The sequence below is a fragment of the Kitasatospora sp. NPDC001095 genome (assembly GCF_053598615.1).
Genome location: NZ_JBSFKQ010000076.1, coordinates 1 through 20,464 on the forward strand (window position 1 = coordinate 1; position 20,464 = coordinate 20,464).

Sequence of the window (20,464 nt, forward strand, 5' to 3'; positions counted from 1 at the left end):
GCCGGCCCCGCGTCCGGCCGCTCCACCGCCGACCGCCCGAACGGCCACAGGATGAACCCGGCAAGCCGGAACGACGCGATGCCGAACGGGATCGTGATGATGAGTACGCAGCAGATGATTCCGGCGAGCAGGTAGCCAAGAGCCATCCAAATGCCGCAGAAAACAAGCCAGATGACATTGAGGATGAACCTTATTGCACTCATACTTGCTACCTTCTCACGGCTGATGGCGTTGCACTACGACCGTGCCATGCCCGTCGGCGAGCGTGTTCACGCCCTTAGGGGTCGTTCCTCAGGGGCCGGTCCGGGTCACCGCCCGGGACCAGGCCCCTTCCGGCCCCGGGCACCGGCCGCGGCCGGTGCCCGGGGCCGCCGACGACCTCGGGGAGGCGGTCGTCCGCCTGCTCACCGAAGGCCTGACGGACACCTCCGTCCGCGCTCCCGGAAAAGCAATGTGCGGGGCATGTTCGCCATGCCCCGCACATCCGCCGCGCAGGAGCCTTCTCCCGGAGGCTGCTATTCCTTTCCGGGGGCTGTCCTGCTCAGGATCTCGAACTCGTCAGAGCTCGACCGATCCTCCTCTTCGAATTCCCCCGGCAGCAATTTCTCTCACCGGAGGAGATCGCGAAGATCGGCCCGTACCCGACGGGCCGGGGGCTCCTGGGCGAGCTGATCCGCAACCCCGAGCCGCTGCGGCTGGAGAGCTGTCGGAGCACCCGGCGTCGTACGGCTGCCCGGCGCACCACCCGGTGATGCGGACCTTCCTCGGCGTCCCGGTCCGGGTGCGCGACGAGGTGCTCCGCAAACGACGAGTCCGTGATCGCCACCCCGGCCGTCGCGGCCGGCGTGGCGATCGACAACGCCCGCCTGTACGCGGAGGCCCGGCGCCAGCAGCGTTGGCTGAGCGCGAGCGCGGAGATCACCCGGAGCCTGCTGTCGGCAAGAGCCCGGAAAGCTACACGGCAGGCCTGCACCTCCGCGGATCGATCATGTGGCTGAAATCCCTGACTCCAGCCACATGATCCGAACCTTGAACAGCTCCTAGCAGGAGGGTGAACCGGGCAGGGAACGCCCGGTCACCAGTTCCGGGTGGATGCGGATGGTCACGTGGCCGGCGGCCGGTTCCGGGGGCGGCGCGGGCGCGACGGCGGGAACGGGGCGGCCGTCCGGGACATCGGAGGTGACGTCCGCCCGGCCGAGGACGGTGACGCTCCAGCCGCTGCCGTCGGTATCGCTGAGTTCGCTCACCTCGAAGGCGACCACCGCGTCGGCGACCGCCCGGGCGATCTCGGAGTCGGCGTCGGCGCGGAACAGGACGCTGCCGTCCGCCGCGATCCGGTAGCGGACCGGCATCACGGCCGGCAGCGCACCGACGGTGTAGACCAGTCGGCCGACGGCTGCCCCGACCAGCAGGGCCAGGCACTGCGGCTCGTCCAGGGGTGTGAATTCGGCGGTCATGGCATCCATGCTCGGCGGCGGCACGTCCTTCCGCGAGGGGCTGATGGTCCCCCGAAGGCCTCCGGGTGGTCCCCGGACACCGGATGCTTTCGGCCCGGGCGCGGGTGCCGGCAGACGGTCCGGCGGATCAGACGGTCCGGCGCGCCGACTGCGGGTCCTGGCCGGTCAGCACCTGGTTGGCGATGATCGCGGCCTGGACCCTGCGCTCCACGCCTAGCTTGGCGAGCAGCCGGGAGATGTGGTTCTTGACCGTCTTCTCGGCGAGGTAGAGCCGCTGGCCGATCTGCCGGTTGGTCAGGCCCTCGCCGACCAGGGCGAGGATCTCCCGCTCGCGGTCGGTGAGCTGCGGGAAGTCGGACGGCTGCTGCGCCGCGGCCTCGCCGCGCAGCCGGGCCATCAGCCGGGTGGCGGCGCCGGGATCGAGCATGGACTGCCCGGAGGCGACCGTACGGACCGCGGAGACGAGGTCGGTGCCGCTGATCTGCTTGAGGACGTACCCGGCCGCGCCGGCCATGATCGAGTCGAGCAGGGCCTCCTCGTCGTCGAAGGAGGTGAGGATCAGGCAGGCCAACTCCGGCATCCGGGAGCGCAGTTCGCGGCAGACGGTCACGCCGTCGCCGTCGGGAAGGCGCATGTCCAGGATCGCGACGTCGGGGCGTAGGGCGGGAACGCGGGTGAGTGCCTGCGTCATCGTGGAGGCCTCGCCGACCACCGTGAAGCCGGGCTCCGCGTCCAGCAGGTCGTGCACACCCCGCCGGACCACCTCGTGGTCGTCGAGGAGGAACACCTTCACCGGCTCGCCCGCGTCGGCCACCGTGTCGTCCGCCATCACCGCTCCGTGCTCAGCCCGCCCCCCAGGGACAGGTCGTACAGATCTCACCGCAGTGTGCCGGACATCGGGGCGCGCCGGTAGGGCCGGACGGCCCTACCGCACGACCCAAGGCGCTACCGGCCGCGGGACCGGGACCCAAGGCGCTGCCGACCGGCCGCGGGACCGGGACCCAGGACGCTGCCGACGGGACCTTCAGCCCTCGGCCCGGCGGACCGGCGCGCGGCAGTCTGAAGCCCACCCGGAAAGGAACTCCGATGACCCGTCTGCAGAGCCGTCCCGCCACCGACGTCCTGGTGACGACCCGTGGTGAAGTCTCCCTGGCCGCACCCGAATACGCCCGGACCAAGCTGCTCGCCGTACTCGAACGCCTCGACGAGCCCGTTCTCTCCGTCCGGGTGAGGCTCACCCAGGAGCCCAACCACGCCGTGGCCAGGCCGTCGACCGCCCAGGCCACGATCGACCTGAACGGCCGTCCGGTGCGCGCCCACGTCGCCGCCGCCACCATGCAGGAGGCCGTCGACCTGCTCCAGGACCGGCTGAACGCCAGGATCGCCCGGGTCCGGGCCCACCGGCACCAGCACCGCCACCACGCCGGGCCTTCGGCGGCCGCCGGGCGCGAACACCGGCCGCAGCGCCGGGTGTTGGGTGCCGAGGAGCGCCGCATCGTGCGGCACAAGAGCTACAGCCTCGCGCGCCAGACCACGTGGGCGGCGGTGTACGAACTGGAGGCGATGGACTACGACTTCCATCTGTACACCGACGCGGTGACGGGCTGCGACAGTGTGGTCCACCACGACGGCGAGACGGGGGTGTACCGGATCGCCTCGACCGGAGCGGCGCCCGAGAGCGAGCCGGGCATCTCGGTGAGCACCCATGAGGCGCCCGAACTCACCGTCGCCGCCGCCGTATCGCGGCTCGACCTCAGCGGCCTGCCCTTCGTGTTCTTCACGAACAGTGAGACCGGGCGCGGCAACGTGCTGTACCACCGGTACGACGGCCACTACGGCGTCATCACTCCCGCGCAGTAGCCGGCGCGAGCCGACCCGGCGGGGCCGCCCCCGGCCCGATCGTCAACGGCCCTCCACCGAAGCCACGGTGGCGGGCCGTTGGCGTGCGCCCGTGTGGCGTGCGGCGGCGGTCGCCGGCCGGAAGCCGAAAGCCGGGAGCCGAAAGCCGGAAGCCGCGCCCACCCGGGGGTGGACGCGGCATCCCGGGCGTCGCAGGCTCAGCCGAAGGCGGTCTTCAGCGCCTGGAACGCCGTCTTCGGGTCGGAGAGGGCGTGGTAGACGGGCGGAATCGGGTTCTCGAGGCCGAGCAGCCGGTAGACGGCGTGCATGGCGCCGCGCACCGAGTACTCGACGGTGAAGACCACGTCCTCGGGGATCTCCACGAACTGGCCGAGGAAGGCGAAGTTCCGGGCACCGTGCGGGATCACCAGCGGCCGGTCGTGGACACCGCGCCGGACGAACTGGCTGGTGATGTAGGGCATCATCACGGTGGTGACCGTGGTGGTGGCGCGCACCTCGTCGGCGATGTCGTCGAAGCCGAGCTGGCCGAGGAGTTCGTCCAGGATCTCCCGGCCGGTGGACTCGGCCATCGCCTTGCCGGTGTGCTCGCCGGGCGTGTCGATGAACAGGCCGTAGCCCCAGAGGGTGAGGACGTCCTCCGGCTGGCCCTCGAAGTGCGGCGGTCGCGGCACCACGACGGACATCAGCCAGGGCGAGTCCTTGAACGTCATCAGCGCACCGGTGCCGGGGGCGTTGCCGGAGAACTCCTCGATCCGCTTCAGCAGGGCCGGGCTGCGCATGGTCAACGTGAAGGACTGCCAGGCGGCTTCGGCGAGGTTGCCGTTGAAGACGGCGGGCCGGCCGAAGTCGGGGGCCTTGCGGGAGAGCGTCTCCCACAGCGCCCAGCCGCCGTCGCGCTTGTCGCGGACCAGCTCGGCCACGGTGTCGTCCGAACCGTAGGCGGCGTCCGCGGTCATCGAGCCGAGGGTGATGAACGCCAGGTCGGGATCGGCGAGTTCGACGGTCTCAGGGCGGCCGTCCCGGTCGAGGTGGAGGCGCTTGGCGCGGCGGATGCCGCGGTCCTCGGTGAAGTCGACGTCCCGCACCGTGACGCCGTGCTCGAAGTGCACCCCGCGCTCGGTCAGCCACCGGATGAGCGGCCGGACGATCGAGTCGTACTGGTTCAGCCGGGTGCGGCGGACCCCGGAGAGGGTGTGGATGCGCGGGAACTCCTGGACGAAGCGCAGGAAGTAGCGCTTGAGCTCGATCGCGCTGTGCCAGTTCTGGAAGGCGAAGGTGGTACGCCACATCGCCCAGAAGTTGGTGGCGAAGAAGTGTTCGGAGAAGAACTCGTCGATCCGCCGGGGGCCGATCACCGACTCGGGCAGGGCCAGCAGGCGGGCGAGTTCGATCCGGTCACGGGTGTCCAAGCCGAGCTGCGAGGCGTCCAGGATGCGGTGCTCCCGGTCGATCAGGCGCGCCTTGGCGTCGGTGGGCCACTGTTCGTTGAAGTCGAGGATCTCCTGCCTGACCGTCCGGTCCGGGTCGTCCAGGGTGGGGATGGTCTCCAGGAGGTTCCACAGGCAGGTGTACGCCTCGTCCTCCAGCATCCGCCCGCCGCGCGTCACGTAGCCCTGCTCGGCGGCTCCCCGACCGTCCAGTGAGCCGCCGGCCAGGGGGAGTTCCTCCAGGACGTGGATGTTCTCACCCGGGAACTCGCCGTCCCGGATCAGGAAGGCCGCTGCGGAGAGGGAGGCGATGCCGCCGCCGACGAGGTAGGCCTTGGTCTCCCGCGAACTGTCGATCATGGTTTCTCCGGATGTGCGGGTCGGCGCCCCTGGGCGCCCTGCGTAGGGTCGGCAGGCTGCTTCCAGCCTTCTGGAACCGGAGCGGTGGCCGCGAGGGCCGGGTGGTCCCGGCCGCGGGACCACTGGTCCCGGGCGGTCGTGCGCCCGGACCGACCGCGGTCCTGGGTGCGGGGCCGGGCGCGGACCCGCACGGCACGGCCTGAGCGGGAGGGTGCACGGCGCGCCCCGGCGCGGTCCGGGGCGTAAGGTCGGGATACCCTGTGGGGGTAACAAGGGGCGGTGTTGAGGTCGAGGAGGCGGAGGATGGCGCGCTTGCGGGCGTTCGGTCCGCCGGTGCCGTGGGCGCCGCGCCTGCTGCTCGCCGCGCTGCTGCTCGGCATCGTGACCATGCACACCCTCGGCCATCCGAGCGGCGGGCACGGCGGCTCCGGTGGCGCCGGCGGGCACGAGGGCCCGGGGACGCACGCCTCCGCGACGCATCCGGCGGGCGCCGTCCACCACGGACCGGCCGCCGAGCCCGTCCGCGGCGCCGCCTCCGCGGCCGACCCCGCAGCCTCCGCGGCCGACCCCGCCGCCTCCGTGGCCGACCCCGCCGCCTCCGTGGCCGACCCCGCCGCCCCCGGCGGCATGGACCCGATGGCGGTCTGCCTCGCCGTCCTGGCTGGCTGGACCCTGGTGTTCCTCCTCGTCGGCTCGCTGCCGCGCCACAGCGGTGACGCCGCCGCCGACGTACGGGCCCGGCTGCTGCGGGCCGTACGCGCGCTGCCCCCGCCCGGAGGCGGGCGGACACTCCTCACCCGGCTTTCGGTGCTGCGTCAGTAGGCGTGCGCCCGCCGTTCCGTGCCCGCGCCCGCTCAGGGGCGTCCGCGCGCAGGTCAACGCGCCCGCGCGCACTCCCGAGCGCCCGCGCGCGAAACGGCCGATGCGACGTCCTGCACACCCACACACCGCACGAGGTGCACTCCGTCATGCGCACACCCACCCGCCGTACCGTCCTCGGCGCCGCGCTCGCCGCCGCCGGGACCGGTCTGCTCACCGCCTGCTCCTCCGACTCGATGAAGGGCATGGACCACGCGTCCATGGGCCACGGCCCCACGAGCGGAGCGACCGCGACCGCCGCCCCGGCCGGCTACCTCGCCCCGAACGGCCCCGAGGTCGCCGCCGCCGAGGCCGCGCGCAACCCGGGCCCGGAGCACAAGGTCGCGCTCACCGCCACCGAGACCACTCTCGACCTGGGCGGCCGCACCGTCCGCAGCTGGGCGTACGGCGACCGGCTGCCCGGCCAGGAGCTGCGCGCCACCCTCGGCGACACCCTCGCCGTCACCCTGGCCAACCACCTGCCGCAGGCCACCTCGCTGCACTGGCACGGCCTCGCGCTGCGCAACGACATGGACGGCGTCCCGGGCCTGACCCAGGCCGACGTCAGGCCCGGCGCCTCCTTCGAGTACCGCTTCGCGCTCAGCCACCCGGGCACGTACTGGTTCCACCCGCACTCCGGCGTCCAGCAGGACCGCGGCCTGTACGCCCCGCTGGTCGTCGAGGACCCGAGGGAGCCGCTCGCCTACGACAGGGAGTGGGTCGTCCTCCTGGACGACTGGGTGGACGGTGTCGACGGCAGCACCCCGGACGCCGTCCTCGCCGAACTCGCCGAGGGCATGGGTGGGATGGCCGGGATGGCCGGGACGGACCATTCGGGCGGCATGGACCACTCGGGCGGCGCCGGGCACGACATGTCCGGGATGCCGGGCATGAACACGGGCGGCGCAGCCGGCACGCCCGGCACGCCCGCCGGCCCGACCCGGATGCTGATGGGCGCCCGGAGCCCGCTGCTGGGCGGCGACGCCGGCGACGTCGCGTACCCGTTCCACCTGGTCAACGGCAGGCTCGCCACCGCGCCCGAGACCTTCACCGCCAAGCCCGGCGACCGGATCCGGATCCGCATGGTCAACGCCGGCGGCGACACCGCCTACCGGGTCGCCCTCGGCGGCCACGAGCTGACCGTCACCCACACCGACGGCTTCCCGGTCGAACCCGCCACCACCCAGGCGTTGCTGCTCGGCATGGGCGAGCGCTACGACGTGCTGGTCACCGCCAAGGACGGCGCCTTCCCGCTGACCGCGCTGGCCGAGGGCAAGAACGCCACCGCCCTGGCCGTGCTGCGCACCGGTGGCGGCGCCGCGCCCGACGCCGCCGTCCGCCCGGCCGAGTTGGACGGCCGGCTGGTCACAGCGGGGCAGCTCAGGGCCGCTCCGGGCGTCCGGCTGCCCGCCAAGTCGCCGGACCGCACGGTGAAGCTGGAGCTCACCGGCGGGATGGCGAAGGCCGACTGGGCGTTCGACGGCCGCCCGTACGACCCGGCGCAGCGCCACCCGGTGACGGCGGGCGAGCGGCTGCGGCTGGAGTTCCGCAACAGCACCACCATGTGGCACCCCGTCCACCTGCACGGCCACAGCTTCGCGCTTCCCGGCGACGGCCCGCGCAAGGACACCGCGATCGTGCTGCCGGGCGCCACCCTGGCCGTCGAGTTCGACGCCGACAACCCGGGCCTGTGGATGGTGCACTGCCACAACGTCTACCACGCGGAGACGGGCATGATGACCGTCCTCGGCTACCGGGCCTGACCCTCAAGCTCTCCCCCCCCCCGCGGAAATGGTCCCGGGTTTCACCCCGGGAGTGGCCCCGAACCGGCGCAACGGTTCGGGGTCACTCCGTTCGCGGCACCCGACCCGCCGCGCCGTGCCACCCCGCCGACCTGCGCGGCCATGACGTTTTCTTAACGCGGGCCGGTAGCGGATTCTTAACGCACGTCGCATAGCGTGTCGCTCTGCCGTCGCCCGACGGCGTTTTTACGGGGTCTTCAAACAAGAGGTGCAAGGTGGTTTCGTCGGGTTCGACGGAGACGGCGGAGTCGGATGCGCCGTCGGCGCGAATACGCCTCCGCAGCTGGCTGCTGGAGGACGTGACCGCGGAGAAGCCCGCGCAGACGCCCTCGGCGCAGGGGGCCCCCGAGGCGTCGGACGGGGCCGGCGCGGCGGGGGACTCCGCCGCGCCGGGTGGGCACGTCGGCCAGCGCTGGTGGCGGGTGATGTGCCTGACCGGCCTGGACTACTTCTCGACGCTCGGCTACCAGCCGGGCATCGCCGCCCTCGCCGCGGGCGTGCTGTCGCCGATCGCCACCATCGTGCTGGTGGTGGTCACCCTGCTGGGCGCGCTGCCGGTCTACCGGCGGGTGGCCAAGGAGAGCCCGCGCGGCGAGGGCTCGATCGCGATGCTGGAGCGGCTGCTGTCGTTCTGGAAGGGCAAGCTGTTCGTCCTCGCGCTGCTCGGCTTCGCGGCCACGGACTTCCTGATCACCATCACGCTGTCCGCCGCCGACGCGAGCGCGCACCTGGTGGAGAACCCGCACCTGACGGGCTTCCTCGGCGGGAAGCAGGTGCTGATCACGCTGGTCCTGGTGGCCCTGCTCGGCGCGGTCTTCCTCAAGGGCTTCAGCGAGGCGATCGGCCTGGCGGTGTTCCTGGTCGGGACGTACCTGGTGCTGAACGTGGTCGTGGTGGCCGTCGGCCTCTGGAAGATCATCGAGGCGCCGCACGTGGTCACCGACTGGACGGACGCGCTGACCGCCCAGCACGGCAACCCGATCGTCATGGTCGGCGTCGCCCTGGTGACCTTCCCGAAGCTGGCGCTCGGCCTGTCCGGCTTCGAGACGGGCGTCGCCGTGATGCCGCACATCCAGGGGGACCCGACCGACACCGAGGCCGACCCGGCCGGCCGGATCCGCGGCACCCGCAAGCTGCTGACCACCGCCGCCGTGATCATGAGCTGCTTCCTGATCACCACCAGCTTCATCACCACGCTGCTCATCCCGGCCGACCAGTTCAAGGCCGGCGGTGACGCCAACGGCCGCGCCCTGGCGTACCTGGCGCACGAGTACCTGGGCGGCGCCTTCGGCAGCGTCTACGACCTCTCCACCATCGCGATCCTCTGGTTCGCCGGCGCCTCCGCGATGGCGGGCATGCTCAACCTGCTGCCCCGCTACCTGCCGCGCTACGGCATGGCCCCGCACTGGGCCCGCGCGGTGCGGCCGATGGTGATCGTGCTGACCCTGATCGGCTTCCTGGTCACCTGGATCTTCGATGCGGACGTGGACGCCCAGGGCGGCGCGTACGCGACCGGCGTGCTGGTGCTGATCAGCTCGGCCGCCATCGCGGTGACCATCGCCGCGTACCGCAAGCGCGAGCGCGGCTGGACCATCGCCTTCGCGGTCATCGCGGCGATCTTCCTCTACACCACCGTGCTGAACGTGCTGGAGCGGCCGGACGGTCTGAAGATCGGCGCCTGCTTCATCGCCGGGATCATCCTGGTCTCGCTGCTCTCCCGGCTGCGCCGCGCCTTCGAGCTGCGCGTCACCAGCGTGGCCATGGACGACGTGGCGGAACGTTTCATCAGGGACTACGCGCACCGACCGCTGCGCCTGATCGCCAACGAGCCGAGCCACCGCGACATCGCCGAGTACCGCGACAAGATCCGCCAGATCCGCGCCGACAACGACATCCCCGGCGAGGACGACCTGGTCTTCGTCGAGGTGACCGTCCGCGACGCCTCCGACTTCGAGGCCGAGCTGACCGTGCGCGGCGAGGTGCTGCACGGCCGCTACCGGGTGCTCACCCTGGAGAGCTCCAGCATCCCGAACGCGCTCGCCGCGCTGGCGCTGAACATCCGGGACCGCACCGGGCAGCAGCCGCACCTCTACTTCGAGTGGACCGAGGGCAGCCCCTTCGCCCAGTTCCTGCGGTTCTTCCTGTTCGGACAGGGCGAGGTCGCGCCGGTCACCCGCGAGGTGCTGCGCGAGGCCGAGCCGGACCGCTCGCGCCGCCCGCGCGTCCACGTCGGCTGACTCCGTCCGGAGGCCAGTCGCACGCCGGCCCGTCCGCTCCGAGTGAGCGGGCGGGCCGGCGGCGTACCCCGGGGGCAACAGGGCGCCGCCCGCGCCGGGGCGGGCGCGGGCGGCGGGTCGGTGGGGTCAGGTGGTCGGGGGTCGGGTGGTCGGTGGGGTCGGGTAGGGATCGACGGATTCAGGCGGGGGTGGGGTCAGGAAGGGAGGTAGAGAACCATGCCGGGCTGGATGAGGTCCGGGTCCTCGCCGATGGTGTCGCGGTTGAGTTCGAAGAGCGCGGGCCAGCCGCCGGGGACGCCCAGGTTCTCGGCGAGTTCGCCGAGGGTGTCGTACCGGCGGACGGTCCAGGTGCCCTCCTCCGACACGGTCGAGGTCCGGGCGGCCGCCGGGGGTGGCTTGACGGCCTCGCGGCCCTGGCCGCGGGGGGCGCGGGGGGCGCGGGCGCCGCAGACGGGCCAGGGGGAGAGGCCGCGGCGGTCGGCGAGGTGCTGGGCGACGGCGATCTGCTGCTCGCGGGTGGCGAGGTCGGCACGCGGTGCGTAGGCGAGGCCGCCGTTCGCCCGCCACGTGGGCTGGTCGAACTGGAGGCCGCCGTAGTAGCCGTTGCCGGTGTTGATGCGCCAGTTGCCGTTGCTCTCGCAGGACGCCACGCGGTCCCAGTCGTACGAGCCGCCGCCCGACCTCCCGGGGTCGGACCCGGTGTCGCGGCCCGGTGGCGCGGCGTGGGCCGCTGGGGCGGCGAGGGCCACGGAGAGGGCGCAGAGCGCGGTCGGGACGATACGGCGTAGACGGGCGTTGGGAGGCATGCGCGGCTCACAGACTCGGGGACAAGGACCGGCACCGTCCGCGGACGGCGCACTCCCACCCATGCACGCCGGACGGGGTGTTCTGGCGCCGACACGTCCGACAGGTCACCCGCACGGCCGCCCGGGACCACCCCGGCGGCCCGCGGCCGATCGGCCGTCACCCTCGCGGTCCGTCACCGACCCACAACGGCCCGGACGTTCTCGAAGAAGGATGCGATCGATGACGATCGATCAGGGCGCCGCGCGGGCCGAGTCGGGCGTGATCGGCGGCTCGGGGCCGTACGCGCTGCTGGGCCGCGCCACCGAGCCGCGGGTCACCCACGCGGAGGTGCCGGAGGTCTTCGCGGGGACCGTCGACCGGCTGCGCGCGGTGCTGTCCAAGGCGCTGGAGAGCCTGCCCGTCGAGCGGGGCCGCGTCTGCTCGCACGCCCTGGACGGAAGTCACCGCCGGCCTGCCGGGCGTCCGCTGAGGACTCCCCGACGCGGCGTCCCCCGGCCGGCCGCGACCGGTCTGCCGGCCGGGGGACGGCGGTTCGGGTGCCGGTGGCCACCCCCTGCTGGTCGTGGCCACCGCCACCGTCGGCGGCCTGGTCGGGCTGGAGCGCACCACCGTGCCGCTGATCGGCTCCGAGGTCTTCCACCTCACCAGCGACCTCGCGGTCTTCTCCTTCATCATCGCGTTCGGCGTCACCAAGGCCCTCACCAACCTCGCCGCCGGCGCCCTGACCGCCCGCTTCCGCCGCAAGCCGCTGATCGTCACCGGCATGCTGGTGCAGGCCGCCGGCCTCGCCCTGGCCATGGTGCTGCTCGACCGTCCGCTGCTGGCAGGGATCGTCTCGGTGGTGCTGCTCGGGCTCGGCACCGCCATGGTCCATCCGGCGCTGATCGCCGCCGTCTCCGACCACGCCCACCCGAGCCGCCGGGCCAACGCACTCGGCACCTACCGGTTCTGGCGCGACATCGGCTACGCGGCCGGCGCCCTGATCGCCTGACAGGCTCCGCGCCTTCCTGTGCGCGGTCAAGGCGGGAGAGTTCGACCAGCTGGCGGGGTGGCTCGCTCCCTCAGCCGCGGCCGGGGAAGATCCGGCCCAGGTGGTAGTGCAGTGCGCCGACGGCCTCCTCCGCCGTGCGCTGGTCGAGCAGGACGCTGAGGCCGAGGCCGGCGGAGACGGCCAGGAGTACCACGGCCTCCTGGCGGGGGTCCAGGCCGGGGATGGCGTCCCCGGCCTGTCGGGCGGCGGTGAGCTGGGCGGCCAGGAAGGCCTCCATCTCGTTCGGCGCGGCCAGGAACGGCTGCCCGCCGAGCGCCGGATCGGTGACGGAGAGCACCGCGTACTCGGTGTAGATCAGGTGGAACGCCCTGCTCTCCTCGTCGGTCGGCACCGCCTCCAGCAGCACCGCCTCGATGATGCCGCGCGGGTCGCCGTCCGCCCCGCTCTCGCGTGCGCGGCGCTGGACGCGCTCGCCCATGCGGGTCGCCAGGCGGGTCATGGCGGCGAGCAGCAGCTGTTCCTTGGTGTCGAAGTAGTACTGGACCAGCCGCACCGAGACGCCGGCCTCGACCGCCACCGACCGCATGGTGACGGCGTGCAGTCCGCTGCTCGCCGCTGAGCGGAGCAGGGCGTCGATGATGTGCGCCCGCCGTTCCTCGTGATCCACCAGCTTCGGCATCGGGTTCCTTCCGGATGTTTTTGTGGTACAACCATACCATCAATAAGGGAGGGCGATCATGACCAGGACCACCGTCGGACACTTCGTCAGCGAGTCGGCCCGGGCGAAGTTCCTTGCGGCCTACGACCGGGCGATGGAACTCTGGCCGAGTCCGCGCCAGGAGCTGGACGTCGAGACCGCTTACGGCAGCGTCCACGTCCACCGCTACGGCGCGGCGACCGGCGACCCGATCGTGCTGCTGCACGGCCACGCCGGGCACCCGTCCAACTGGTACCCGCAGATCGCCGCCCTCGGCGAGGACCACCCCGTCTACGCGATCGACACCCTGGACGACCCCGGCCGCAGCGTCCAGCGCGCCGTCGCGGCCGGACCGCCGGAGAACGCGGCCTGGCTGGGGGAGGTGCTGGCCGGCCTCGGGCTGCAGCGGGTGCACCTGGTCGGGGCCTCGTACGGTGGCTGGCTGGCGCTCAACCAGGCCGTCCACGCCCCCGAGCGGCTGGCCTCCGTCGTGCCGCTCGACCCGGGCGGGATCGAGAAGGTACCCGCGCGCTTCTACGTCCACCTCGTCGCCGGGCTGCTCGGCCTGCTCGCCCCGCGCCCGCTGCGTCCGGCGGTCGGCCGGCTGCTGGCGAACCCCGCGCTGAGCGCGCCGCGTGAGATGACGGCGCCGCTGATGCTCGCGCTGCGGAGCTACAAGCCGAGCGGCCGCCCGCCGGTCCGGACGTTCACGGACGAGGAGTTGACGTCGATCCGGCTGCCGGTACTCGTCCTGCTGGGCAGGCGCAGTGCGCTGCTGCGGCCGCGCCGGGTGGTGGAGCGGGTCACCCGGCTGATTCCCGGTGTGCGGGCGGAGATCCTGGAGCGGGCCGGCCACGGGCTCAACCTGGAGCAGCCCGAGACGGTGAACGAGCGGCTGCTGGGCTTCATCGGCGGGGTCGGGGGGGAGCGGCGGGCCACGTAGCCGGGCGGCGCGCCAGGACCCTGAAGGGCCCGCACTCGGTGAGGGCCCTTCAGGGTCGCCTGGCGGTGCTTGTCAGCTGTACAGGTAGGAGTCGTTGTTCGTCGCGCCGTTGAGCGATCCCGCGTATCCCGCCACGAAGTACTGGTAGCCCCCGGTGATCAGCCCGACGGACACCGTGTGGCCGGTGTTGTTGACGATCGACGCGGCGTTCCCGTACATGTTCTGGCCGTAGCCGGAGCCGTTCGCGTAGCGGGCGAAGGTGTAGTTCCCCAGGTAGAGGGACTGGTTCGGCGAGAAGTTGTCAAACGAACCCCAGCCGGCGCCAGGCGAGTTGTAGTACAGGCAGATGCTGCCGTTGGGGCACGCCTCCGCCCCGCCCGGGCCCGCCGCGTGGGCGCTCCCGGTGGCCATGGCCACCGTGCCGGCCGTCAACGCCGCCACCGCCGCGATCTTGGCCGCGCGTTGTCCGAACGTGATGCGCATTCCGTACTCCCGTCCCAGTCGACAGTGCAGGCAGGCCGGGCAGGCCGGGTCCCTTGCGGACCATCGCCCCCGAGGCCTGGAACAGGCTGGCACGCCCGTCCCGTCCGCGCCACGGTTTCGTGCCGTTCCGGTTGTGGACAGATGCGGAGGCGCCGGTCCCGGTCCCGGTCCTGCGGGCGCTCAGGCCGCCGAGGGCAGCGCGGTGGCCGCCCTCGCCTCGCCGTAGCGCCGCAGGACCAGGCGGGCGACGGCCGGGTGGGCTGCCAGCGGGGTGCTGGTCCGGCTCGCCGTGGTGGTGGCGGCGCGGCGGGCGGCGGGGGCTGGGCCGTTGGTATGACGGTCAGGACGGCCCGGCGCGCGGGTGGTTCTCCGGGCGGTTAGCGTCGGCCGCAACACGTCCTCGGACCCCGGAGGCTGCAGTGCAACGGTGGATCATCATGACGGTACTCACCTCGGCTCTCACCGGCGTCACCGGCCTCACCGGCGCCGCCGTGCCCGCCTGGGCCGACGACGACCCGGTCGCCACCACCGTCACCCTCGGTGAGGCCAGGATCGACCCCAAGGCCGCCGGCCGGGTCCGGGTGGGGATCGGGTACGTCTGTGCGAACGCGGAGGAAGCCCGCTCGCTCACCGTCTCGGTGGAACAGAAGGACCCGGAGGACACCACCGTCACCGCCTTCGGCTCCAGCCGGACGGCGGAAGCGGACATCGTCTGCGACGGGACGCCGCAGACCCGGGAGGTCATCGTCCAGTCCAAGACCTACAACTGGCTCCCGGACGTCGACGCCATCCTGACCGCCACCGTCTCCGACCTCGGCGCCACCCCGCCCGCCGCCGCCGACGCCAAGCGGGTCACGCTGGTCACCGCTGAGTGATGCGGTCCCGCGTCCGGGCCGTCGCCCTGGCGCTGCTGCTCGCGGCCGGTGCCGTCCTGACCGGCTGCGTCAGCGCGCTGGTGGGGCCGGCGCCGGAGGAGACCAGCAGCCCCGCCGTCGTGTCGCCGTCCGTGGCGAACTCTCCGGCCGCCTCGCCCAGCCCGTCTATTGCCGCCGGGACGGTGGCGGCGCGCGACTTCTCCTTCGAACCGGCCGACTTCACCGCCGGCCCCGGCGCGGTGGTCACCGTGACCAACACCGGCACCACCGCCCACACCCTCACCGCCCAGGACGGCACCTTCGGCACCGGCCCCATCGCCCCGGGCGCCACCGCCACGGTGACGGCGCCCAGCCAGCCGGGCGCGTACGCGTACCTGTGCTCCTTCCACCACTTCATGCGCGGCATTCTGACCGTGTCCTGAGGGGCGATTGCCCTACGCTCGTGCCCTGCACCTGGGGAGGGCGCGAGGGATGGCCGACAGCAGCTGGAACACGATCAACGGCACGGTGAACGGGCCGGCCGTGCAGGCCCGAAGCATCGGGGCGGTCTACCTGGACGGGCGGCAGTCCCAGGCGGTCCCTGAAGAGGCAGACGAATGGGTGAAGCTCGCCATGGACCCCCGGATCTGGGACCACGTGCGGGCGGACCGGGATGCGGAACTGTACAAGCGGGTGGTTACGGCGGTCGTGGGCGAGTTGGCCAGGCTGCGGGTCGAGACGGTGCTCGCCGAGGACCCCTGGCAGGACCCGACGGTCGCGGAGCGCTTCGCGAAGTGCGTCGGCTGGCTGCTCGGCAAAGAGTGCCTGGGGCTCTACCCGGCCGAGGCCGCGCTGCTGGCCGTGCTGCCGTTCCTCTACCGCGTCCGCTCGCTGCGCCTGGCGGCGGCGCGGGCCGCCATCCGTCCGACCGATCTGCTGCCGTCGTCGGATGACGGTGATCGCGCGGCCTACGAGCAGTTCATCGAGTCCCACGACCTGCTCGTGGGCCGCACCCGGACCCGGCCCGCCTCCGCCGTCCCCCTCGGCTGGTGGCTCTTCCACCGCTGGCTGGACCAGCACGAGGACCTCGCCGACCCCGATGGCGTCCAGGAGATCCTCGACCGGCTGCCGATGCTCGCCGAACTGGGTGAGACCTTCTCCGCCAAGCGCGTCCATGCCCTGCTGCACGGTCTCCGTCGCGGCCCCGACGTCGGCAATCAAAAGCACCTGGCCGGCCTCAGCGCGGAGGAGCACCTGCGGGCGCCCGGTGAACAGTACGTCCGGGAAGTGCGGTTGGCGCTGCTGCTCGCCCTGGCCTACGGGACCGCCATCGAGGTCACCGCCCTGCCCGACATCGTGGCCGAACACATCGGCATCCCGGCGGAGTACGAGGTCGACCTCGCCGACCTGCACCGTACGCTGGGCGAGGCGGCGTGGGGCGGAACGTACGACCTACCAGTCCTGCGCGCCGAATGCCATCACGAAGCGGTGGTCGAGGGTCTCCGCGAGTACATCGCCCGAGCCGACCAACTCCTCCATGTGGTTCGCCGTGTCCTCACCGACCATCCGCTCCCCACCCGCCTCGCCGCTGACGGCGCCGAACCGGCGGCCGGAGTCTTCACCGGCTGGGCGAGGTTCCGACTCGATGAACGCCGGGTCCGCAGCCTGCTGATGGGCGTCGAGCTGTATCGTGACCGGGACTTGGCGGTCCGCGAGCTCTACCAGAACGCCCTCGACGCCTGCCGCTACCGTCGCGCCCGCACCGACTACCTCAATCGCACCAGCACGCTCGCCCGGTACGGCTATGACGGTCTCATCCAGTTCCGCCAGGGGGTGGACGAGGACGGTCGCGCCTACCTGGAGTGCGAGGACGACGGCGTCGGCATGGGGAAGGCGGAGCTGAAAGGAGTCTTCTCCAACGCCGGCGCCCGATTCGCCGAGCAGTTGGACTTCAAGTTGGAGCGTGCCAAGTGGCGAAGGGCCGACCCGCCCGTCGAACTTCACCCGAACAGCCGCTTCGGCATCGGCGTTCTGAGCTACTTCATGCTCGCGGACGAGATCCGGGTGACGACCTGCCGCATGGACGAAAAGGGCCAGTTGGGCGCGAACCTTGGCGTCTCCATCTACGGCCCTGGCCACCTCTTCCGGATCCTCCCGCTGCCCGAGCCGGCTCGGAAGCCCGGTACAACGGTGCGGCTGTACCTGCGGGACGACATCGACCTCGGGGAGTCCTGGTCGGCCCTCGATGTCCTTGAACGCCTCCTGGGCATCGCGGAGTTCCGTACCACGGCAGCTCATGGCGAGCGTCAGGCGGCTTGGGAGCCCGAGGTGCTGAGAGTCAGGGAGAAGTCACCGAAGGACGAGTTCGGGTTCCACGCCTCGGGGACTGTCGTCCCTTGGGAGCACGCGTCCAAGGGCGCGCAGGTGGTGTGGTGCGAGTTCGGCGGCGCCCTGTTGGTGGACGGCCTGTTCGTTCAGCCTTCGGCGTCGGGGGAACTGGTGAGCCCTGACAGAGGCCTGGTAGGGGCCGTCGTGAATCTCTCGGGAGAATGGTCGCCGAACAAGTTGTCGGTCGACCGACGCCTTGTCATCGATGACGTGTCCTACCGCGTTCGTGAACTCCTGGAGTCGTCGGCCGTCGATCTGGTCGGAACCGACTCGACTCTACTGAGCATGGAGTGGCTTGCGGGTGTGGTGGACAAGAATGTCGGCCTTGCCGAGATCGTGGCCGCCGAGTGTGTTCGACAAGGTCGACGCTTCGAGTACCGAGGCTGCGAATTCGACACTCGATGGACCGGGTGCTGTCCCCTGGACATCGAACTGTTCGGCGCCGTGGGAATTCCGCTGGACGGCAGAAGCGGCAGATGGTCACTGTTGTACGGCACGCCGGACGATTCAGTCGTTCTCTGGAGACTCCTGGCACACGACCGGCAGGAACAGCTGGCGGCGCTCACGGAGATCTGGCCCGCGCTGGCGACTGCCGGCCGCGGCCGTGTGGCGATGCCCTCGGATGAGTCCTCCATGGTGAGCGATGACGGCGGGAGGAAGCGTTGGAGGCGCCGTGCCGATGTCGGCAGTGCGGTAGCCGGTCTCCCGGCCCGTGAGCAGTGGGCGACGGTCAACGCGTTGGTGACAGCAGTGGACGAGCGGGGCGGCGCGGTTGCCGAAGTGGCTGCGGACTGGTCAAGGCAAGGTGTGAGTGTTCCCCGGGCTGTGCTCGACCTTGCGCTTGCCGTTGAGTCCGATCGGTTGTTCCTGAGAGGGACCGAGGAGGGACGGAGGATTCGCGAGTGGCCGGAGCCGGGTGAGGCCCTCTACCCCGGATATCTGGCAAAGATCAGCTCCACACTGGGTGTTCCCGTCGCCGAGGTGGTCGAGGCCATGGCGGCGCACGGACTTGAAGCCGATTTCGCCGGGCTTCCCGATCGGCCGTCGGACGGCGTGGCCGTGCTGCTCAGCTGTCACCTTGACGGGCTGGGGCCGTGGCTGAGTCGGACGGACACCGTTTCCGTCCAACACGTGCTGCGCGTGGCGGACACGATGGGGATCGGCATCGCCGAAGCGCTCGCCGCTCTTGCGGAGCTCGGGTTCCCGATTCCCCGGATGCCTCGGGACGCCAGGGTGGAGGACCTGGCCCTCTTCGACGGACGGCTCCGATGGAGCGGTCCCACAGACGTCGAATTCAGGTATGCGTTCGGCCTGCTGAGGTACGAGAGAGTCACCTTGGAGGAACTGGTCGATCGGTATCGGGCCTACGGATCGCCGATGTTCCTTCCCGGCCCGGCGACCCGCCTCGATTGGGAACTCTTCCAGTCCGACGGTGCCATGGACTGGAGCGACCTGACCATGGGGGGCACGGTTCCCTTTGCCAGGTTGATCACGGCGGCGCACCGCCTCCACCAGGGGCCGGAGGAGTTGGCTCGCCATCTGAGGTCCCGGGGAATCGCGGTCTCCTGTGACGGCTTGCCTCCTGGACTGGAGCATCGGCAGGCCGTGGAACTCGTCGAACAGCTGCCGGACTCGATCGAGAGTGGACAGTGGCTGGCGCCGCTCCTGGAGGTCTCCCAGCGAACCGGCCACTCGATCCCGCAGATCGTCGACTGGTACCGCGAGTGGGGAATCCCCGTGCCCGACGTTGCCGAGTCGATCCGCGACGCCCTCGCCCGGGTCCCCATGGCCGACCCCTCCTGAGCACCGAATCCACCCGTGAACAGGGCTGCTGCAACGCGCCTCCTTGTTCTACAGTTCTGTAGAACTACAACGGGGCGACGATCGGGGACGAGCATGGACAGGCCGCTTCGGCTGCCGCAGCAGGATCGGGCGGACTTCGAGACGGAGCTCGGGCGGGCGTTGGCCGCGCCGCAGGTGCGGGCCGCGCTGCGGGAGTCGGGGGAGGACGCCCGGGGTGTGGAGCGGCTGCGGCGGGCGGCGCGGGAGAACGCGGAGTTCGTGCTGGCCGCGGCGGCGCCGGAGTACGAGCGGTACGCGGCGTTGCGGGCGGACGCTGACGCGGTGGCGCGGGTGCCGGTGGAGGTGCCGGCGCGGGAGCGGGCGTCGGGGTGGTGGGGGGTGTTGGGGGTGGTCGTGCCGATCATCGCGGGGACGGCGGCGGTGATCTTCCTGCTGCTGGGCTCGGTGCTGGGACTGGTCGAGGACCTGGGGGTGCTGGCGCAGGCGCTGGTGGAGGCCGGGTGGGTGTCGGCCGGGGTGGCCGCGGTGAGTCTGCTGGTCGGCGGCCTGGGGCTGCTGGGGGCGGCCCGGTCGAGGGGGGCCGGGGCCGGGGCCGTGGAGGCGTCGGACGGGCCGAGGGAGTTGCCGCTGGCGCGGGAGGCCTGGCGGTCGGCGTTGGCCGAGCGCGGGCTGGTGCCGTACCTGGTGGCGCAGGCGGGTGCGGCGCCGGGTCAGCGGCGCTGATCGAGTCTCGCCGAGCGGGCGGCGTCGACCAGGAGTTGGGCGGCGTCCGGGGGGATGGCCAGGCGGCGGGCGATCCAGGGGGCCGGGCGGCCGGCCCGGGCGAGCATCCAGGCGGAGTACAGGTGGCCGAGCTGGGGCGCGTTCTCGGCGAGCAGCAGTGGGCGGACGGCCTCCATCGGGAAGCCCTCGAGAGCGCGGGCGCTGTACTCGCGGCCGTTGGGGCCGGGCGGGGGCAGCGGGAGCGGGCGGCGGAGGTCGAGCCAGCGGCTGAGCAGCACCGCGCCGATCACCAGCAGGCCGGTGCCGGAGGCGCCGATCAGGATGCCGCCGATGACGGGGCGGTCCTCCTCCTCGGCCATGCCGAGGGCGATCTCCTCCAGGACGAGCAGGCTGAGCGCGGTGAGCAGCACCGCGGCTTCGGCGGGGCGCGGGTGGGTCCGGGACGTCGTCATGCGGAACCTCTTCCTCGGCAGGGTGGCCGGGGGTTTCGGGCGGGCGCGGCGATTCACCTTCCGTACAACGGCGGTGGGCGGCCTGGGGCACGCGTCAAGGCTCAGGCGGTGAAATCGCGGATCGGAATTGACGATTCGTCAAGAAGTCGATGTGGGAGGCCTGTTGGCCGGTCGGCCGGTTCTCGGAGGCTGGTGCCGCACCTCCTTCCGGTCGGGCGCGCCTGGGCGGCGCGTTCGTCGACGGGGCGAGGGGCCCGACTGCGGGTGGGCTTCGGGTCAGCATAGCCCGGGCATGCCAACTTCGACAGGATTGTCGAAGTTG

General features: G+C 72.0%; 20 protein-coding genes and 1 pseudogene. 11 read left to right on the plus strand and 10 right to left on the minus strand.

The features are described 5' to 3' along the window. On the minus strand, positions 1-203 hold a 203-nt coding region (locus ACWDBB_RS34435; protein WP_449793345.1), incomplete at its 3' end, for a YccF domain-containing protein. Positions 204-605: 402 nt separating this feature from the next. Between ACWDBB_RS34435 and ACWDBB_RS34440 the strand changes: the two are divergent. Next, positions 606-950: pseudogene (locus ACWDBB_RS34440) on the plus strand (histidine kinase); the annotation flags it as partial. A gap of 90 nt (positions 951-1,040) precedes the next feature. On the opposite strand, the gene ACWDBB_RS34445 reads toward ACWDBB_RS34440, so the two are convergent. After that, positions 1,041-1,457: a pyridoxamine 5'-phosphate oxidase family protein gene (locus ACWDBB_RS34445; protein ID WP_449793346.1), complete on the minus strand. Its 417-nt coding sequence runs from the start codon at positions 1,455-1,457 to the stop codon at positions 1,041-1,043. A 127-nt stretch (positions 1,458-1,584) separates the two neighbouring features. Beyond that, positions 1,585-2,286, minus strand: coding sequence for a response regulator (locus ACWDBB_RS34450; RefSeq protein ID WP_449793347.1), 702 nt, complete (start codon positions 2,284-2,286; stop codon positions 1,585-1,587). Between the two features lie 257 nt (positions 2,287-2,543). Here ACWDBB_RS34450 and ACWDBB_RS34455 point away from each other — a divergent pair, with 257 nt between their 5' ends. After that, a complete protein-coding gene (locus ACWDBB_RS34455) occupies positions 2,544-3,317 on the plus strand; it encodes a ribosome hibernation promotion factor (protein WP_449793348.1) in 774 nt (257 codons plus the stop codon). A gap of 197 nt (positions 3,318-3,514) precedes the next feature. Here the strand turns inward: ACWDBB_RS34455 and ACWDBB_RS34460 are convergent, their stop codons facing one another. Next, positions 3,515-5,104 (minus strand): oleate hydratase, encoded by a 1,590-nt coding sequence (locus ACWDBB_RS34460; protein WP_449793349.1) that lies wholly within the window; start codon positions 5,102-5,104, stop codon positions 3,515-3,517. Between the two features lie 303 nt (positions 5,105-5,407). Between ACWDBB_RS34460 and ACWDBB_RS34465 the strand changes: the two genes are divergently transcribed. The 3 genes from ACWDBB_RS34465 to ACWDBB_RS34475 all read left to right on the plus strand — a co-directional run bounded on the left by ACWDBB_RS34465 (position 5,408) and on the right by ACWDBB_RS34475 (position 10,001). After that, positions 5,408-5,926: a hypothetical protein gene (locus ACWDBB_RS34465; RefSeq protein WP_449793350.1), complete on the plus strand. Its 519-nt coding sequence runs from the start codon at positions 5,408-5,410 to the stop codon at positions 5,924-5,926. Positions 5,927-6,072: 146 nt separating this feature from the next. Further along, positions 6,073-7,725, plus strand: a complete 1,653-nt coding sequence (locus ACWDBB_RS34470) for a multicopper oxidase family protein (RefSeq protein WP_449793351.1) — start codon at positions 6,073-6,075, stop codon at positions 7,723-7,725. Positions 7,726-8,189: 464 nt separating this feature from the next. Beyond that, the gene (locus tag ACWDBB_RS34475) at positions 8,190-10,001 is read left to right on the plus strand and encodes an amino acid transporter (RefSeq protein WP_449793370.1); all 1,812 of its coding nucleotides are present in this window, start codon (positions 8,190-8,192) and stop codon (positions 9,999-10,001) included. A gap of 194 nt (positions 10,002-10,195) precedes the next feature. On the opposite strand, the gene ACWDBB_RS34480 is transcribed toward ACWDBB_RS34475, so the two are convergent. After that, entirely contained in the window at positions 10,196-10,807 is a 612-nt protein-coding gene (locus ACWDBB_RS34480) for a transglycosylase family protein (protein ID WP_449793352.1), read from the minus strand. Between the two features lie 231 nt (positions 10,808-11,038). Then, positions 11,039-11,188, minus strand: coding sequence for a hypothetical protein (locus tag ACWDBB_RS34485; protein WP_449793353.1), 150 nt, complete (start codon positions 11,186-11,188; stop codon positions 11,039-11,041). Between the two features lie 182 nt (positions 11,189-11,370). Here ACWDBB_RS34485 and ACWDBB_RS34490 point away from each other — a divergent pair, with 182 nt between their 5' ends. Continuing rightward, on the plus strand, positions 11,371-11,799 hold the full coding sequence (locus tag ACWDBB_RS34490; RefSeq protein ID WP_449793354.1) for an MFS transporter: 429 nt from the start codon (positions 11,371-11,373) through the stop codon (positions 11,797-11,799). Between the two features lie 70 nt (positions 11,800-11,869). On the opposite strand, the gene ACWDBB_RS34495 is transcribed toward ACWDBB_RS34490, so the two are convergent. Further along, positions 11,870-12,478 (minus strand): TetR/AcrR family transcriptional regulator, encoded by a 609-nt coding sequence (locus ACWDBB_RS34495; RefSeq protein ID WP_449793355.1) that lies wholly within the window; start codon positions 12,476-12,478, stop codon positions 11,870-11,872. A gap of 58 nt (positions 12,479-12,536) precedes the next feature. Here ACWDBB_RS34495 and ACWDBB_RS34500 point away from each other — a divergent pair, with 58 nt between their 5' ends. Next, positions 12,537-13,439: an alpha/beta fold hydrolase gene (locus ACWDBB_RS34500; RefSeq protein ID WP_449793356.1), complete on the plus strand. Its 903-nt coding sequence runs from the start codon at positions 12,537-12,539 to the stop codon at positions 13,437-13,439. A 72-nt stretch (positions 13,440-13,511) separates the two neighbouring features. On the opposite strand, the gene ACWDBB_RS34505 is transcribed toward ACWDBB_RS34500, so the two are convergent. Together ACWDBB_RS34505 and ACWDBB_RS34510 are read right to left on the minus strand one after the other, a co-directional pair. Next, positions 13,512-13,922, minus strand: a complete 411-nt coding sequence (locus tag ACWDBB_RS34505; RefSeq protein ID WP_449793357.1) for a peptidase inhibitor family I36 protein — start codon at positions 13,920-13,922, stop codon at positions 13,512-13,514. 180 nt (positions 13,923-14,102) lie between these two features. After that, positions 14,103-14,315 carry a hypothetical protein gene (locus ACWDBB_RS34510; protein ID WP_449793358.1) on the minus strand — a complete coding sequence of 71 codons (213 nt, stop codon included), beginning with the start codon at positions 14,313-14,315 and terminating at the stop codon, positions 14,103-14,105. A gap of 44 nt (positions 14,316-14,359) precedes the next feature. On the opposite strand from ACWDBB_RS34510, the gene ACWDBB_RS34515 reads away from it, so the two are divergent. The 4 genes from ACWDBB_RS34515 to ACWDBB_RS34530 all read left to right on the plus strand — a co-directional run bounded on the left by ACWDBB_RS34515 (position 14,360) and on the right by ACWDBB_RS34530 (position 19,690). Continuing rightward, complete coding sequence (locus ACWDBB_RS34515) at positions 14,360-14,797, plus strand: hypothetical protein (RefSeq protein WP_449793359.1); 438 nt, start codon at positions 14,360-14,362, stop codon at positions 14,795-14,797. After that, positions 14,797-15,219 (plus strand): cupredoxin domain-containing protein, encoded by a 423-nt coding sequence (locus ACWDBB_RS34520; protein WP_449793360.1) that lies wholly within the window; start codon positions 14,797-14,799, stop codon positions 15,217-15,219. Before ACWDBB_RS34515 ends, ACWDBB_RS34520 begins: the two co-directional genes overlap by 1 nt. A gap of 49 nt (positions 15,220-15,268) precedes the next feature. Further along, complete coding sequence (locus tag ACWDBB_RS34525; protein ID WP_449793361.1) at positions 15,269-18,967, plus strand: HD domain-containing protein; 3,699 nt, start codon at positions 15,269-15,271, stop codon at positions 18,965-18,967. Positions 18,968-19,060: 93 nt separating this feature from the next. Continuing rightward, the gene (locus tag ACWDBB_RS34530; protein ID WP_449793362.1) at positions 19,061-19,690 is read left to right on the plus strand and encodes a hypothetical protein; all 630 of its coding nucleotides are present in this window, start codon (positions 19,061-19,063) and stop codon (positions 19,688-19,690) included. On the opposite strand, the gene ACWDBB_RS34535 is transcribed toward ACWDBB_RS34530, so the two are convergent. Next, positions 19,678-20,142 (minus strand): hypothetical protein, encoded by a 465-nt coding sequence (locus tag ACWDBB_RS34535; RefSeq protein WP_449793363.1) that lies wholly within the window; start codon positions 20,140-20,142, stop codon positions 19,678-19,680. The genes ACWDBB_RS34530 and ACWDBB_RS34535 overlap by 13 nt on opposite strands. Between the last annotated feature and the right edge of the window lie 322 nt (positions 20,143-20,464).